The following is a 15231-nucleotide window of genomic DNA, read 5'->3' as shown; positions in this document are numbered from 1 at the left end:
CCCGGCTCGACCTCCTATGGCGGGAGGTATCCGGTCTGCGGGAGGAGGTGGCACATCTGAAGCGCCAGCTGGCCCGTGAGGAGGAGTTACCGGCGTCACAACGCGATACTCCCGAAGAGCCGATTCCCGTTGAACAAACACTATTCCCACAAGACATCGCGGCCGCTGATTCCACATCCAGTGATTGGACCGAACAAGCTTCGCCGGCGGTGCACCATGAACAGTCGGAGCCGGACCGCGTTTCCCGCATCACCACCGCCCTGAAAGATAACTGGATGGTCTGGCTTGGTGGCCTGAGCGTTGGCCTGGCCGGAATTTTCATGGTCAGCCATTCCATCAGTGCCGGGCTGATCGGGCCGGTACAGCAATTGTTGCTCGCTGTGTTCACCGGTCTTGCCTTGCATGTTGGCGCGGAGTTCCTGCGTCGTCGCAACCGGGGAGCGGATCAAGTGTTTGCCGCGCTGGCGGGCGGCGGCAGTATTACGCTGTATGCCGCGTTGCTTGCCGGTGTTCATCATTATGAGCTGATCAGCCCATTGGCCGGGTTGGTGGGGCTAGCAGCGGTCTCCCTTGGCACCATGGTGTTGGCCCTGGTTCATGGCCCGTTGCTGGCCATCATGGGGCTGAGTGGTGCCTATCTTGTGCCTCTGCTGCTCGGGGGTGAGGACGGCAGTGTGGCCTTTGTGCTGTCGTACAGTTTCCTGATTACCCTCAGTTCGCTGCTATTAATGTGTTACGTCTTTCGTGACTGGCTGTGGTTCGCCACGCTGGCCGGTGCGCTGTTGTGGTGGCTGGTCACTCTGTCCTCGGCGCCGGTTGGAGCGCCGACGGCCTGGTATATCGCCGGCCTTTTCGTGGTCTTTGCAATCCTTGCGGGGAGCCTGCAGGCAGGCGTGCCGCGCCTGCGGGAAACGTTGCTCGCGCTGTTGGCCATCTGGGGCTTGTCGATCGCTGATCAGCCCGCCGACAGTCCGTTGTTCTGGAGTTGGTTGCTTATCCTGCCGGTAGCCGCACTGGTGCCCCAGAGTCGCGGGGCATTCTGGTACCTGCCCTGGGGAGCGTTGATGATCACTGCCGCCGGGTGGTTGGTCTATATGATTCGTGAGGTGGCCGATGGTGTGTATCTGGAACAGATGCCGGTAGCGCATCAGGACGGGTTTCTCTCTTACCTGATTGTCGCCGCAATACTGACTATGGGGCTTGGTCTGTGGCACTGGGTGCGTGACCCGGATCGCCGCCGCTGGGCGTCGCTCACGCTGCTGTCACCGTTGGTGTGGCTGACTCTGGGCTGGTTGCTGTTGCATGGGTACGGCCCTTCCTCCATGTGGGCCGTTGGCACACTGTTGCTTGGCGGTTTGTACGGTGCTCTGGCCTGGCTGATGGAAGGTCGTGAGCGCTATCGTACGGGGGTGGTCTGGGCCATCCTGGCCGCGCACGTCAGTTACTCGCTGGCGGCGGTGATGGTGTTTCGCGAAGCCTCACTCACATTGGCGCTGTCCGTTCAGTTCATCAGTCTTACCTGGTTGGCGCGCCGCTATGAGATGCCGGAGCTGTACCTGCTGCTCAAGATAGCGCTGGCGCTGGTGGTGGCGCGGCTGACCTTCAATCCGTGGTTGCAAAGTTACGATGCCAGTGTGCACTGGTCACTGTGGACCTATGGTGGCGCAACACTTTGTGCGGCGGCGGCCACCTGGATCGCAAGCCGGAACCACCGTATCCGTCCCTGGCTGGAAGGCGCGACGTTACACCTGCTGGTGTTATTCCTGGGCTCGGAAATGCGCTACTGGCTCTACGATGGCAATATCTTCGCCCATGAATACAGCCTCACCGAGGCGACGATCAACACGCTGCTCTGGGGTGGGCTCAGCCTGACCTATACGGTTCGCGCCAAAGCCAGTGAATCCCTGGCCTGGCTCTACCGGCTGTTTGCATGGATTCTGCTCGGCCTTTCCTGTCTCAGTTATCTCACTCTGATCACTGTGCACAATCCCTGGTGGGGTGGCAGTGCCATTGGCGATACGGCGATCTTCAATATCCTGTTGCCTGCCTACGGTGGACCGGTGCTGCTGGCCCTGATTGCCAGCCGGTTCCCGACTCTGGTGCCAAGGTTCTGGTCACTGTGCGTGGCGGCAGCGAGCTTTCTGTTATTCACAGCCCTGGAGATCCGGCAACTGTGGCAGGGCAGCGAGATGGCATTGTCCTTCGGCGTCACCGAGGGTGAACTTTACAGTTATTCCGTTGTGGGCATGCTGTACGCCATCGCTGCCATCATTTATGCCACCGGACGCAATCATACGACGCTGTATAAGGCCGGTATGGCTTTGTTGGGGCTGGTGATTGCCAAGATCTTCCTGATCGACATGGCCGGACTGCAAGGCCTGTGGCGGGTTGCTGCCTTTATGGGATTGGGGCTTGCCCTGCTGGGATTGGCGTGGCTCTACCGGAAAGCTCAGGGTACTCCCGAGCGCAGTTAGGGGCTCGGGAGTGGCGGGCGGTCAATTTACGGTCATATTTCTGAAACGCCCGTTCTAAAGCGCTTTGAGGTACCTATCCTTGCGTTGCTAACACAGTTATCCACAGATTCTGTGGGCAACTTTCGGTGCTCCGGCCCTCTCGAACCGGAGCACCCACCCATCAGTGGGCGGTTGTTGTCTTTATCGTGGCTTTACGCCGATTCCCGTCACGGAATTCCGGGGCGATGCTGTCCTGCACGGCGCGCTTGAACTGGTCAATAAGCTCACTGTTGTCATGGTCCCAGGGGTGGAACCCTGGCTTGAAATAGCGCAACCACTCGCCCGTCAGACTCGAGAACGCCCCATTGATACCCCACATTCGCCAAAGCCCCTGAACAGTATCGGTCAGTGATGGGCGACCGTCGCGGGCCATCATGCGAAGGGTGCCATAGGTGGTGAACACCGCCAGCATGGCGGTACTCATCACCAGCCACCCTGTTCGCTCGATGTAGTTGCTGCCATCAACCGCCTTGTAAACATTGAACGCCACACCCTTGTGTTCGGTCTCCTCCACAGCGTGCCAGACCCACAGTGGACGCATGGTTTCGTGCATATCTTCACGGATATCATCCCGTGCCAGCAGCAGGTCGGCGAGCATGGCAGTGAGGTGTTCCAGGGCGCAGGTGATCGCCAGATGGTGACGTTTTGGCAGCACCCGAACCGCATCCAGCAGAATCTTCAGGTGTGCTTCGATCTCCTCGGTGGGCATGCCCTGGTCGTGGACGTGCTGGTTCATGGCCACGTGTTCCAGGGAGTGCATGGCCTCCTGGCCGATAAAGCCGGAGATTTCCTTCTGCAGGACGGGGTCCTGTACCGATGCACGGAAGTGCCGGACGGCATCAACAAAGAAGGTTTCGCCCTGGGGGAAAAGCAGCGACATGGCATTCATGGTGTGGCTCATCAGGCGATTCCCCCCTAGCCAATAGCGGGGCACCTTGTTGTTGAACGTGAAGCCCATGCGTTGGGGCTTGATACTGACGTTTTCGGGGGTAGGGCGGAGCTGGCTTTTCCTGGTTTCGGGTGATTGCATGGTGATGTCTCCGTCTGTTCGGTGATGCGTGAAGAGAAAAAGAGGACCGGTCGCAGAAGCAGAGCCGGCCCTAAAGGTTCGGGGTTATTCGGTTTCGGCGACTTCCCGGACCCGCTCGGAAGGCAGGACTTTGCGGCCGACGCCGAACTCGAAGTCGGTCTCGTGAACCCGCCGGGTCCAGAGCCAGAACTTCCAGGTGGAATAGGGCCAGACAGCGAAGTTTTTACCATCGGCCTGCTGGTACCAGCTGGAACAGCCAGTGGCCCAGACCGTGCCTTTGAGTGCCTTCTGGGCGTTTTCGTTGAAGCGTTGCTGGGCTTCCGGTTTGACGTCGAGGTAGTCCGCGTAGCGCAGGCGGGTGCCTTCCATGCATTTGAGGATGTAATCCACCTGGGCCTCGATCATGAAAATGATGCTGTTGTGGCCCAGACCGGCGTTGGGGCCAACCAGCTGATACATGTTGGGGTAGCCGCTGACCATGGTGCCCATGTAGCCCTCCACTCCGTCTTTCCAGTCCTTGCCGAGGGTGTGGCCTTTGCGGCCCTTGAGGGTGAAGTCTTTCATGTACAGGCGCGGGTCCACCTGGAACCCGGTCCCCAGAATGATGCAGTCGGCCGGGTGCTCGACGCCGTCGCTGGTCACAATGCCATTCGGGGTAACCTGGTCGATGCGTTCGGTCACCAGTGACACGTTTTTGCGGTTGAACATCGGGTAGAACTTGTTGGAAATCAGCACCCGCTTGCAGCCAATGGTGTAGTCCGGGGTAAGCTTGCGGGCGGTGTCCCGGTCGCGGACTTGCAAGCGAATAAACAGCCTGGTGAGATGCTGCAGGCTGCGGGCCAGCGCCGGGTTGAAGATGGGCCAGACCCGGGATTCGTTGGACCAGTAAAGGCGGGCCCGGTGCAGCTTCCTCAGAGCCGGGACGTGCTTGAACACCGTCTTTTCAAGGCCGTTGTAGCTGCGCTCATCCCGGGGGATGATCCAGGCAGGTGAGCGCTGCATGACCGTCAGGTGTTCCACCTCCGGAGCGATCTCCGGACAGTACTGGATCGCGCTGCCACCGGTGCCGATGGATACCACTTTTTTACCCTTCAGATCGTAGTCATGGTCCCAGCGGGCGGAATGAAAGAGTTTGCCCTTGAAGCTGCCCAGGCCCGGGATGTCCGGATACTGAGGTACATGCAATGGTCCGGAAGCCAGTACCCAGTGATGGCAGTCGAACTTGTCCCCGGTTTCCGTGGTCAACGTCCAGCGCGCGCGGTCTTCGTCATATTCGGCGGCGATGACCTCCTGGTTGAAGCTGACATGCGGGCGAATCTGGTATTTGTCGGTGGTATGCAGGATGTAGCCCTGAATTTCATTCCAGGGCGCGTAACGTTGGCTCCAGTCGGGTTTTCCCTCGAAGGAGTAGGAGTACAGGTGTGATTGCACATCGCACGCACAGCCCGGGTAAGTGTTGTCGCGCCAGGTACCGCCGACGTCGTCCGCCTTTTCCAGCATCACAAAATCGTGGATGCCAGCTTCCTTGAGTTTAATCGCCATGCACAGGCCGCCGAAGCCGGCCCCGACGATCACGACCTCGGTCTTTTTGATGCTGGGGGTGTGGGGTGTTTTTTGTTGACCCATAACCCGGTCTCCTCTTGCTGATGTTGTCATGTGTGAGGTCGAGTGTATGGGGGGATCGTGGCGTTTCTCGGTTCAGAAACGGCCATGGGGCATGCCCGTTGGGACACGAGGGAGGGATGAGGTGATGGGTTTGCGTCAGATCAAAAAAAGGCCAGTTACTGGTGAGAAATGGCCGTTGTGGCGTGAATTGATATGGACGAGAGTGATGTGCCTAGTTGCTTTGCCTGGCTCCTGGTATTTGTTCTGATACTTGAACAGGCTCGAAGTAGCGGTTGAGCAGGTCCGGATCATCGAAATGACGCTTGCCGATAAACGCGGTGGCGTGGTGCCCCCATTGGCGCATGGCTCCGGGTGAGAGTACACCGGTGCCCCAGAGCAGGAATCGCTCCAGGCGTTCTGTGCCGGCGACCAGGCCATTAGGCAGGAACAGGCTGCGGTACACGCCCTTACTGTCGGGTAACGCCCTGAGCCGGTCATAGTGAATCAGTTCGTAGGGTGTTGAATCTGTTTTCGGATCCGGTGAAGCCGAAAAACTCACATTGGCGACGTAATGGGTACCGCTGGCCAGGTGAACAATCGGGCGGGACATGGCCTGCTGGTTGTCAGGTGCTTTGAGAGGCAATACTGTCATGATTTCGTCCCCCACCGCGTCGGGGTTGAGCCGGAGACGGTCCGACAGGGGATACCATTGGTGATAGCAGCCACAGGGGTGAACGCTGTCATACATCAGGACCTGTCCGTTTTCATCCAGCGTGACGCGCCAGATAAGCCCATCCAGCCGACCACCGTAGATATCCAGGGGATGCGGCTTGGGACGCTCATCGAACCAGAACACATAGACCAGTTGCGGTAGCCATTGGTTCTGCCAGCGCACCTGAGTGACCAGAGTATACGCCCGGGCGGGTGGTTCGATTACCCAACGGCCGTCTTTCCATCGGGGCGTTCCCGGCCGGTCATAGGGTTTTTCCGTTGCCATGACCAGATGGGGAGCATGAGTCGCCAGTATTTTTTCGGTTCCGTCCTGTGAAAACACTGGTAATCCCAGCCGGTCCCGGGAGCGTTCATGGATTAGAATGGACGTTACAACTGCCGGATCAGGTTCCGGTGGCTTTGGCGAAAACTGACGGACCCCGGGTTTGTCAGTCTGTGCGCCAAACATTCGTAACTGTGACGCCTGGAGTCTGCGGACCTGATAAGCCAGTACCGGACGGATCAAAGGGTAGGCGCCAAGGGTGCGGCGCCAGTCCAGATAGGCATCCGGCACCTTCACATTGGAAACAAGGTCTGCCCACTGGCGCGAATCGGTTGCCAGCACTGCCACCTGTTGTCTGGCGCAGTGCATCAACCAACCGGGGTCGAACATATGACGTTTTTCTAGCCGGGCGAGTCGGACATGCAACGCCCGCTCTCCGTTGATTAGTGCATGATGTAACCAGTCGTGGCGTTCTGCACGTGTAAGGTCTGCGAGGTTAAAGTCGGCCAGCGTCCGGTTAACCCGCAGATAAGGACGATTGGGGATCTGGGCTCCCTGGGCATCCTGAATACCGGCCTGTTGCAGTTGCCGCTCAACATCCTGCCAGGCCGTGGTGCAGGCTTCGCTGGTCAGGGGCGCCACTGGTGGTGTTGCTGGTTGACCGGCACAGCCACCAAGTGCCCAGGCCACAAGTATCAGGGGCAGGAGGTTGCAGTTGAACGCCTGGTGCGGCCTACAGAGTTTGAGCATTTGCCTGGCTGCCTCGGGTGTCTCTAGCGCTATTGACCCCGGGGCTGCGTGGAAGTTTCAGGAGGACGATAATGAGTAACAGAATACCCGCCACAAATATCATCATGACCGGCATGCCGGGTAGCGGTAAAAGTACCGTGGGCGTCTTGCTGGCCAAACGCCTCGGGCTTGGCTTCGTGGATACCGACCTGCTGATTCAGCAACACGCCGGTTGCACACTGCAGGACATAGTGGACAACCAGGGATACCAGGCGTTGCGAGCTGTCGAGGAAGACGTGTTGCTCCTGCTGAATGTGGAGCAGCAGGTGATTTCCACGGGGGGGAGTGCCGTCTACAGTGAAAAGGCGATGAAACATCTCAAGGGTAATGGCGTGGTGGTGTTTCTGGATATACCCCTGGACCTTGTCATCAAGCGGATCGGGGATTACAGCCTGCGCGGCATCTCGCGCCGGCCGGATCAGTCCCTGAAAGAACTGTTTGAGGAGCGCTTTGAACTTTATAGCCGTCACGCGGACATCACGGTTTCCGGTGTCGGTCGGGATCAGGATGCGGTCTGCGAAGCGGTGGTCGAGGCTTTGGGAAAGTAGGACCGGCACGGGCTATCGTACCAGTCCTATAGTCCTCAGAAGTGAAGCACTTGCGGGTGAACCAGACGGTCGTAATCCTGGTAGCTCATCCGCATGACCTCGCTGTGGCTGCCGGCGTTGAAGACAATGTGCTCGTCCTCCCGCAGATGCTCACTGACGAATACGTCCATGTTGTACAGGTTGCCGAAAGGCGGCATGGCACCGATCTCACAATCGGGGAATGCGGCATTGATATCATCCTCATCCGCCAGTTCCAGATCCCTGGCACCCAGCGCCTGTTTCAGCTGGTCTACGTGTACGCGGTCTGTGGATGGTAGAACCGTCATGAACAGGCGGCCGTCTGCTTTGACTATAACGGTCTTGGCGAATTCGCGGCCCCGAACATGGGCGGCCTGTGCGGTTCTTGATGCGTCAACGGTGGGCTCGTGGGCTTCCGTCCGGTAGCTCACCGCATTACTGTCGAGAAATTCCCGAAGTTTCTGGTTAATCATGGCGTTACCCTCCTTCACCTCAGTGAAAGTTCCATGATGTGTACATTTACCAGTCTAGCACGTGATCCCGTCGTTTGTCGGATTACGGACGGAGCTTACGGCTGGCCCGTCAACCCTCTGAAATAGTCGATATCCGGTTGAATGAGGTAAAAACACTGTCCGTCAGTGAACGCCACAAACGGACTTTCCACCTGCGCCAGTTTCGTGTTCTCGTTGAGCTCGGCTTTGTTGGACTCATGACAGCCGGGGCTGGATAGGCGTCCGATGGCCCTCATGGTCCCTGAGTCATCACTGTAGGCGGTTCCGGAGATGTAAGAGCCGTGCCGGTTTGTGAACAGCAGCCAGTAGACTTCACCGTCCCGGGATAGTGTCCTGACCAGTTGGCATTGTTTGGGAGAGCTCAGGCAGTAGTCGTTGTCGTTTGTCAGTATGTCGAGCAGTGGCTCCGGTATGGCTGCTTCCCGGGGTATGACCATGAACATGTCCGCCACCGCCTGGTGATCGTTCCTGTCCACCACGGACTTGTGTTGCCAACGGTTGTCCTGCTTAAGAACGGCGTCGATACGATCGGCGACCAATGGAGTCTGTCTGGCAAATTCCGAGTCCTGCAGCTTTGTTAACTCCATGACCCCGTAAGCGCCCAGCTTGAAGCGAAGGTAGTTGTAGTCAAATGCGTCTGCCTCGACCTCACCATTCAACAGTCGGTTGGCCTGGCTTTCGGCGGCCCAGGCCCGCATGTCCGCGGCGGGGGTGTTCACCAGGATCAGTACCCCGGCGACCACGAAGGCCAGAACCTTGTTGGCGCTCTGGATGGCCCCCAGGGCACGGGCGCGTTTCATCAGGATCAACACGGAATAGCTGAAGGTGAAGCCAGCGATCAGCAGTTGGATGGTAGCCGCCCAGAGACGGTCGACGGTCAGGCCGTATTGCTCGATACGCAACCCCAGCGCCCATGCCGCCAACAGCGAATTGAGAGGGAGCAGTAACACGCCAAACATCACCAGGCTGTGCATCCACCGTGGGTAAGGGGGATGCTCTGGATTCTCGCTCAGCACCGAGTTGAAGAAGAACAGCAGTACGATCGCGAGGGACATCATCAGCAGGGCGGCATGACCGGTTTCCCAGATTTTGGCTACACCGGTGAATGGCAATGCACCCAGGAACAATATGCCGATCAGTGCGGCCAGGGGCAGTAGTGCCTTGATCAATACTTCGCACATGGACTGCACGGTGGCAACCAGTCGGATGCGTTCGCGGATCAGCACCAGGCCCCAACCGCCGACAAACGCGCTGGCGGGGTAGAGGAAGATGGGCTCCTCAAATAATTCCTCGAAGAAGGAGATACCGATGATGTCAAAAAGCGCACCCCACAGGATCAGCAATAGCCAGAACGTCCCGAGGAAAAGTCCGAGCAGGGCGAGGGTCAGGGCATGCTGCCAGGAGTGTTCCAGCAATTGTCGATAGTCGAAACGGGGCGTGTGATTGATACACCATACACGGAAGAACAACGCCAGGATGAACAGTGAGACCCCGACACTGACGAAGAAGATGAATGTAAAGTACGGTCGGTCCGGCAATTCCAGCCCGGCGCCCCACCTGAGCCACCCCAGATGCCAACCCAGTCCGAACAGCAGCGGCCCGATCATGGCGACTGCCCAGATGTTGCGCCTTTCCTTCGCCCGTTCCAGACCGAGATAGAAAAACACGGGCAATCCGCCCGCCAGGGCGTAAAAAGCCATCAGCCAACGTGGATCGGTTGCGGGCCAGGCCTCGTGGTCGATGGACAGGTGTAACAGATACAGGGCAAAGCCCTGCACCACTGCCAATACAATCAAGCCGTAGCGGCTGACGGTGTCCAGGCGGGATTGGTCATGCGTTTCCATACAATGGGCCTTGTCTTGTCAGTGGCAAGCGGAGGGCCACAAGCACATCGGCAGGGGGCTGGTCGGCCGTTTTGCCGCTTTTGGACTTTTCAGTGTCGTATTGGTTCATTCCTCATTGAACAAACACGGTCACATTAAAGCTATCGGAAACCCGAGAAAAGGGGAAATAGCCATGGCGGTTAAATTTGAGAAGGCCTTATTGGATTATCCACAGCAACGAGCCGGCGCTGCGCGGCAGCCCGGAAGTGTCGACCAGTCGGATCGAAAGGTGCCGATCAACCTGCGCCAATCCGGCCCCACGCCGGTGGAAATGCTGATCTCCACCCGGGTCCGCAAGTCCCCATACTGGCACCTGGCTTATGAAGCAGGCTGCTGGCGGGCTACGGTATACAACCGCATGTATCACCCCCGTGGCTACGTCCGTCCGGAAGACGGCGGTGCCATGGTGGAATACGAGTCCCTGATACACGACGTCACTATGTGGAACGTAGCGGTGGAGCGCCAGATCCAGGTCAAGGGTCCGGATGCGGAGCGCTTCGTGAACTATGTGATCACTCGGGATGCCACCAAAATCAAGCCCATGCGTGGCAAGTACGTCATCCTGTGCAACGAAGACGGCGGCATCCTGAATGATCCGGTTCTGTTGCGAGTGGCTGAGGATGAATTCTGGTTCTCGCTCTCCGACAGCGACCTGGAGTTCTGGCTGCGTGGCGTGAACATAGGCATGGGCTTTAACGTCAGTATTGCGGAAATCGATGTGTCACCTGTCCAGATTCAGGGACCCAAGTCCGAGGCTCTGATGGCCGACCTGTTCGGTGAGGCGGTGAGGGATATTCCCTATTATGGGCTCATGGAGGGGCAGGTGGCCGGCCACGACGTGATCGTTTCCCAGACTGGTTTTACTGGTGAAAAGGGCTATGAGATCTATCTCAAGGACGCCACCAAATACGCTGAAGATCTCTGGTATACCGTGCTGTCTGCAGGAGAACCCCATAACTTGCGGGTTATTGCCCCCGCGCACCATCGCCGGATTGCCGCAGGCATTCTTTCCTGGGGCCAGGATGTCGATCAGGAAACCCTGCCGTTCCAGTGCAATCTGGCCTACCAGGTACCGCGCAACAAAGAGGCCGACTACATCGGCAAGCAGAAGCTCGAGAAGGTTCGCGAGCAGCTCGATGCGGGTCGTCCTCCCTTCAGCCACATTATGGTGGGCATCCGCTTCGGCGGTGGCGAAGTGACGGATTATGCTAACGACTTCTGGCTGATCAGTGAACAGGAGGGTGGTGAGCCACTGGGGTATGTCACTTCGCCCTGGTACTCCCCGGAACTGGAAACCAATATTGCCCTGGCCTACGTACCGTTTGACCTGCGCGCCATTGGCACCCAGCTGACCGTACACCTGCCAGTGGAGTATGCCGCAGCGGACGGTTCAACCGAGGTGGAAGCGGAAGTGGTGGAAGTACCCTTCCGGCCATCAGTCAATCCCAATGCCCGGGAGCGTGCAAGGGCCAAGGGGATCGACTTTGCGGATTAATAACTTACGGGCATCGGTTGAAGGAGGTGATGTGTCATGAAACTGGCATACCAACGGCAGACCGGGAAGGCGGAGGATCCGCGGACCGTTGCGCTTGTGCAGGAACTGGTTCGCGCCGCTTCGATCGAGGCGACGCCCCGGCAGATTCTGGAAACAGACTCTCTGGCAGAGTTGTTGCCGGCCGGCACCTGGGTCTACGTTCCTTTCCTGCCCCACGGCCAGTTCAGCGAGACGTTACCTGCCTGTCAGCGACTGATTGATGCGGGGATGCAGCCGGTGCCCCACCTTCCCGCGCGGCTGGTCGAAAGTCACGACCAGCTGCGGGACTGGCTGGGGCAGCTGAGAGCAATCGGTGTTGACCGCTTGATGTTGATTGCCGGTGACAGCGACTCGGTCGCCGGCCCCTTCCCGGACACCCTGGCATTGCTGGAATCTGGTCTGTTAGAGCAACAGCAATTTCTGCACCTTGGCGTTGCAGGCCACCCGGATGGCCACCCTGTGGCCGACCAGGAGAGCCTGCGTAGAGCCCTGTCTCTCAAGCGCGATTACGCCAGAGTCACCGGCTCCCGGTTGTGGGTGGTCACCCAGTTCGCCTTCGAGGCAGAGCGCTATACCGGATGGCTGCAGGCCGTAGGAGATATCCTGCCGGAGGTGCCGGTCTATATGGGTGTGGCCGGGCCTACCAACCTGAAGACATTGATTACTTATGCTGCGCAATGCGGCGTGGGCGTATCAGCGCGGACGATGTGGCGTAAACCTGGCAGTGCCCGGCTGTTGCGGTCCTGGACCCCCGACGGCCTGGTACATGCCCTGGCGCGTCACCGACAGGACTTCCCGGACACTCTGCTTGCGGGCATACACCTGTTTCCGTTTGGTGGCCTGCAACGGTCTGCCCGCTGGATTCGCCAGTGTGGCGAACCTGATGAGCCCGAAGAGGCCCGAGGCAGCCTGTCAGACCCCGTGTCCGACAGTGTGTGATGTGCGGATCGCGGATTAAGGGGAAGAGCTTCAGCCAAATAGGGGAGGAGCTTCAGCCAATAAGGGGAATAGAAACGTGAGTCTTCAATACAGTGAGTACAACGAAACCACCCCGACTCCGGAGAGACTGCCGCCAGGCACCCCCGATATCGTGATTGCCCGTTCCGTGCAGCCACAGTCCATCCTGCTGCTGGCCCAGCAGCGATTCGGTCTGCCAGGGGACAGTCTGATTCCTTTTGGCCACTACAAGGCCAAGCTGAACATGGCCCATGTGGATACCTCCGCACGGGCCGCCCGGGGCAAGCTGGTGATGGTGACTGCCATCACGCCTACCCCCGCCGGCGAGGGCAAGACCACCACCAGTGTGGGGCTGAACGATGGCTTCAACTGTCTGGGTGTGCAGTCTTCGGTGTGTCTCAGGGAGCCCTCGCTGGGGCCCTGCTTCGGCATGAAGGGTGGGGCCGCGGGCGGTGGCCGCGCCCAGGTGATTCCCATGGAGGACATCAACCTGCACTTCAACGGCGACTTCCATGCCATCACCACTGCCCACAACCTGCTGGCATCGATTCTGGATAATCACATGCACTGGGGCAACGAGGTTGGCCTGGACCCGCGACATGTCTATTGGCGGCGGGTGATGGACCTGACCGACCGGTCCCTGCGATACATGGTGAGTGGTTTGGGTGGAACCGCCCATGGTACCCCTCGGGAGACCGGGTTCGATATCACCGTGGCTTCAGAGATTATGGCGATCCTGTGCCTGGCGGATGGTCTGCCCGACCTGCGCCAGCGTCTGGGCAATATCATTGTCGGCCGGCGTCCGGATATGTCACCGGTGACGGCGCGGGACCTGGGTGTAGAAGGGGCGTTGACGGTCTTACTGAAAGAGGCGTTGTTGCCCAATCTGGTCCAGAGCCTGGAGCATAACCCGGTGTTCATCCATGGCGGCCCGTTCGCGAATATCGCCCATGGCTGCAACTCGGTGACGGCTACCCGTGCCGCCCTGGCACTGAACGATGTGGTGGTCACCGAGGCGGGCTTCGGCGCCGATCTGGGCGCAGAGAAGTTCATTGACATCAAATGCCGCCAGACCGGCTTGCGTCCGGATGCGGCAGTACTGGTGTGCACTGTTCGCGCCCTGAAGATGCAGGGGGGTGTATCCCGCAAGGACCTGGCGACGCCGGATCTGCACTCGCTGAGAGCCGGTGCAGTGAATCTGGAACGTCACATTCGCAACCTGCGGCGGTTCGGGCTGGTGCCGGTAGTCTGTATCAATCGCTTTCCAACAGACAGTGACGAAGAGCTCGCCCTGATCCAGTCCATTAGTGCCGAATGGGGTGTCCGTGCGGTGACGGCTACCCATTGGGCGATGGGGGGAGAGGGCGCAACAGAGCTGGCCCAGGCGGTATTGGATCAGATGGACGAAGGCACTCCGGAGGTACAGCTGCTCTACGAAGACGACATTCCCCTGGCAGAGAAGATCGAGACCATTGCAACCCGGATCTACGATGCGGCCAGTGTCGATTTCACCCCGGCGGCGAAGCGCCAGCTCGAAGAGTACGAACAGCTGGGCTTTGGCCACCTGCCGGTGTGCATTGCCAAAACCCAGTACAGCTTCTCGGCGGATCCGTCCTTGCGGGGTGCCCCCAGCGGCCATGTGCTGCCGGTGCGGGAAGTGCGCCTGTCTGCCGGCGCCGGATTTGTGGTGGCCGTCTGTGGCGACATCATGACCATGCCAGGCCTGCCACGACGACCGGCGGCCCTGGATATTTCGCTGGATGAGAACGACCAGGTTACCGGGCTGGCCTGAGCCTGGATTCAAGAGCCCTGATGGCCTCCACGGCCGCAGGGCTGAGCCCTTCACCTCCGGCCTCCAGGTACGTGACGATATCCTCCTTCATGGAATGGGCCCAGAACTTGTGGATATGGTTGGTGGTTGCCTGGGTGATCGCTGCCGGATCGTCCTGATAGGGGCAATTGGCGGCAATCTGGTTGATCATTTTTACCAGGTGAGCGGTGGATTCCTTAGGCATTTGAGCTGTCTCCCGAGGTGTAGACCACCTGCCGGCCACGGCGGGCAAAACCGATGAGGTTGAGTCCGGCCTGTCGGGCGTCGCGGATCGCCATGGCAGTAACCCCGGATACGGTCACCAGGGTGCCGAGATCCGCCTCCGCCGCCTTGGCCACCATCTCATAGCTGCCTCGGCTGGATACCAGTGCAAAGCCATCGCACCGGTTGAGTCCCGAGCGCTTCAGGGCGCCGATCAGCTTGTCCAGGGCGTTGTGCCGTCCGACGTCCTCCCGCAACAACTGGATTCGTCCCTCGCTATCACACCAACAGGCGGCGTGCATGGTGCCGGTCAGCTGTTGTAGGCGCTGGTGCTGGTCGAGGCCGGTGAGTGCTGTCTGGATTGGCTCTGGCCCCGGTAGCGGCCGGGGCTGGCGTACTGGCAGCGGCTGGCGAACCTGCTCCAGGGTAGCTTTGCCGCAAAGGCCGCAGCCGGTGGGGCCGACCAGGTTGCGGTGGGCCATTTTGAGATCGTTGGCGCAGGCGCCGTGGATATGCATCTGCAGTTCGATGCCCTGTTCGCCGTGATCGAAAATCCCGGTTTCAAATATCTGGTCGGGCTCAGTGATAATACGCTCGGACAGGCTGAAGCCCAGCGCAAAGTCTTCCAGGTCGGTCGGAGTGGCCATCATAACGGCGTGGGATATACCGTTATACACCAGGGCAACCGGACACTCCTCGGAGACCGAGTCGCTGGCGATGCGCTGGATCCAATGGTCACCGTGACGCTCACGTATACGGATCCGTATTGGCTGATAGCCGTTCTCGGCCATGTTGTTCTGCTTTGGTACGGTCATC

At 59.2% G+C, this 15231-nt stretch carries 12 protein-coding genes; 5 read left to right on the top strand and 7 right to left on the bottom strand.

Annotated features, from left to right (window positions below):
- On the top strand, positions 1-2474 hold a 2474-nt coding region (locus tag MARLIPOL_RS02705; protein ID WP_456085425.1), incomplete at its 5' end, for a DUF2339 domain-containing protein.
- Positions 2475-2634: 160 nt separating this feature from the next.
- Here MARLIPOL_RS02705 and MARLIPOL_RS02700 read toward each other — a convergent pair.
- The 3 genes from MARLIPOL_RS02700 to MARLIPOL_RS02690 all read right to left on the bottom strand — a co-directional run bounded on the left by MARLIPOL_RS02700 (position 2635) and on the right by MARLIPOL_RS02690 (position 6892).
- Positions 2635-3543 carry a metal-dependent hydrolase gene (locus tag MARLIPOL_RS02700; protein WP_012136536.1) on the bottom strand — a complete coding sequence of 303 codons (909 nt, stop codon included), beginning with the start codon at positions 3541-3543 and terminating at the stop codon, positions 2635-2637.
- Between the two features lie 84 nt (positions 3544-3627).
- Positions 3628-5169 (bottom strand): flavin-containing monooxygenase, encoded by a 1542-nt coding sequence (locus tag MARLIPOL_RS02695; protein ID WP_012136535.1) that lies wholly within the window; start codon positions 5167-5169, stop codon positions 3628-3630.
- A gap of 211 nt (positions 5170-5380) precedes the next feature.
- A complete protein-coding gene (locus tag MARLIPOL_RS02690; RefSeq protein ID WP_012136534.1) occupies positions 5381-6892 on the bottom strand; it encodes a hypothetical protein in 1512 nt (503 codons plus the stop codon).
- Positions 6893-6963: 71 nt separating this feature from the next.
- Here MARLIPOL_RS02690 and MARLIPOL_RS02685 point away from each other — a divergent pair, with 71 nt between their 5' ends.
- The gene (locus tag MARLIPOL_RS02685) at positions 6964-7479 is read left to right on the top strand and encodes a shikimate kinase (RefSeq protein ID WP_012136533.1); all 516 of its coding nucleotides are present in this window, start codon (positions 6964-6966) and stop codon (positions 7477-7479) included.
- A 35-nt stretch (positions 7480-7514) separates the two neighbouring features.
- Here the strand turns inward: MARLIPOL_RS02685 and MARLIPOL_RS02680 are convergent, their stop codons facing one another.
- Positions 7515-7970 carry an aminoacyl-tRNA deacylase gene (locus tag MARLIPOL_RS02680; protein ID WP_012136532.1) on the bottom strand — a complete coding sequence of 152 codons (456 nt, stop codon included), beginning with the start codon at positions 7968-7970 and terminating at the stop codon, positions 7515-7517.
- 95 nt (positions 7971-8065) lie between these two features.
- Positions 8066-9853, bottom strand: a complete 1788-nt coding sequence (locus MARLIPOL_RS02675) for a DUF4153 domain-containing protein (protein WP_012136531.1) — start codon at positions 9851-9853, stop codon at positions 8066-8068.
- A 172-nt stretch (positions 9854-10025) separates the two neighbouring features.
- Here MARLIPOL_RS02675 and MARLIPOL_RS02670 point away from each other — a divergent pair, with 172 nt between their 5' ends.
- The 3 genes from MARLIPOL_RS02670 to MARLIPOL_RS02660 all read left to right on the top strand — a co-directional run bounded on the left by MARLIPOL_RS02670 (position 10026) and on the right by MARLIPOL_RS02660 (position 14175).
- Entirely contained in the window at positions 10026-11387 is a 1362-nt protein-coding gene (locus MARLIPOL_RS02670) for a glycine cleavage T C-terminal barrel domain-containing protein (protein ID WP_012136530.1), read from the top strand.
- A gap of 36 nt (positions 11388-11423) precedes the next feature.
- Positions 11424-12365 carry a methylenetetrahydrofolate reductase gene (locus MARLIPOL_RS02665; protein WP_012136529.1) on the top strand — a complete coding sequence of 314 codons (942 nt, stop codon included), beginning with the start codon at positions 11424-11426 and terminating at the stop codon, positions 12363-12365.
- 76 nt (positions 12366-12441) lie between these two features.
- Positions 12442-14175, top strand: coding sequence for a formate--tetrahydrofolate ligase (locus MARLIPOL_RS02660; RefSeq protein WP_012136528.1), 1734 nt, complete (start codon positions 12442-12444; stop codon positions 14173-14175).
- Here the strand turns inward: MARLIPOL_RS02660 and MARLIPOL_RS02655 are convergent.
- Together MARLIPOL_RS02655 and fdhD are read right to left on the bottom strand one after the other, a co-directional pair.
- Positions 14159-14398 (bottom strand): formate dehydrogenase subunit delta, encoded by a 240-nt coding sequence (locus MARLIPOL_RS02655; RefSeq protein WP_012136527.1) that lies wholly within the window; start codon positions 14396-14398, stop codon positions 14159-14161. The two genes, MARLIPOL_RS02660 and MARLIPOL_RS02655, sit on opposite strands and share 17 nt — an antisense overlap.
- Positions 14391-15230 (bottom strand): formate dehydrogenase accessory sulfurtransferase FdhD, encoded by an 840-nt coding sequence (gene fdhD, locus MARLIPOL_RS02650; protein ID WP_012136526.1) that lies wholly within the window; start codon positions 15228-15230, stop codon positions 14391-14393. Before fdhD ends, MARLIPOL_RS02655 begins: the two co-directional genes overlap by 8 nt.
- Position 15231: the final 1 nt, after the last annotated feature.

Origin of the sequence: Marinobacter lipolyticus SM19 (genome assembly GCF_000397065.2) — a bacterium.
Taxonomy (GTDB): domain Bacteria; phylum Pseudomonadota; class Gammaproteobacteria; order Pseudomonadales; family Oleiphilaceae; genus Marinobacter; species Marinobacter lipolyticus.
The sequence above is the reverse complement of the archived record's forward strand: the minus strand, read 5'-3'. Positions and strand labels throughout refer to the sequence as shown.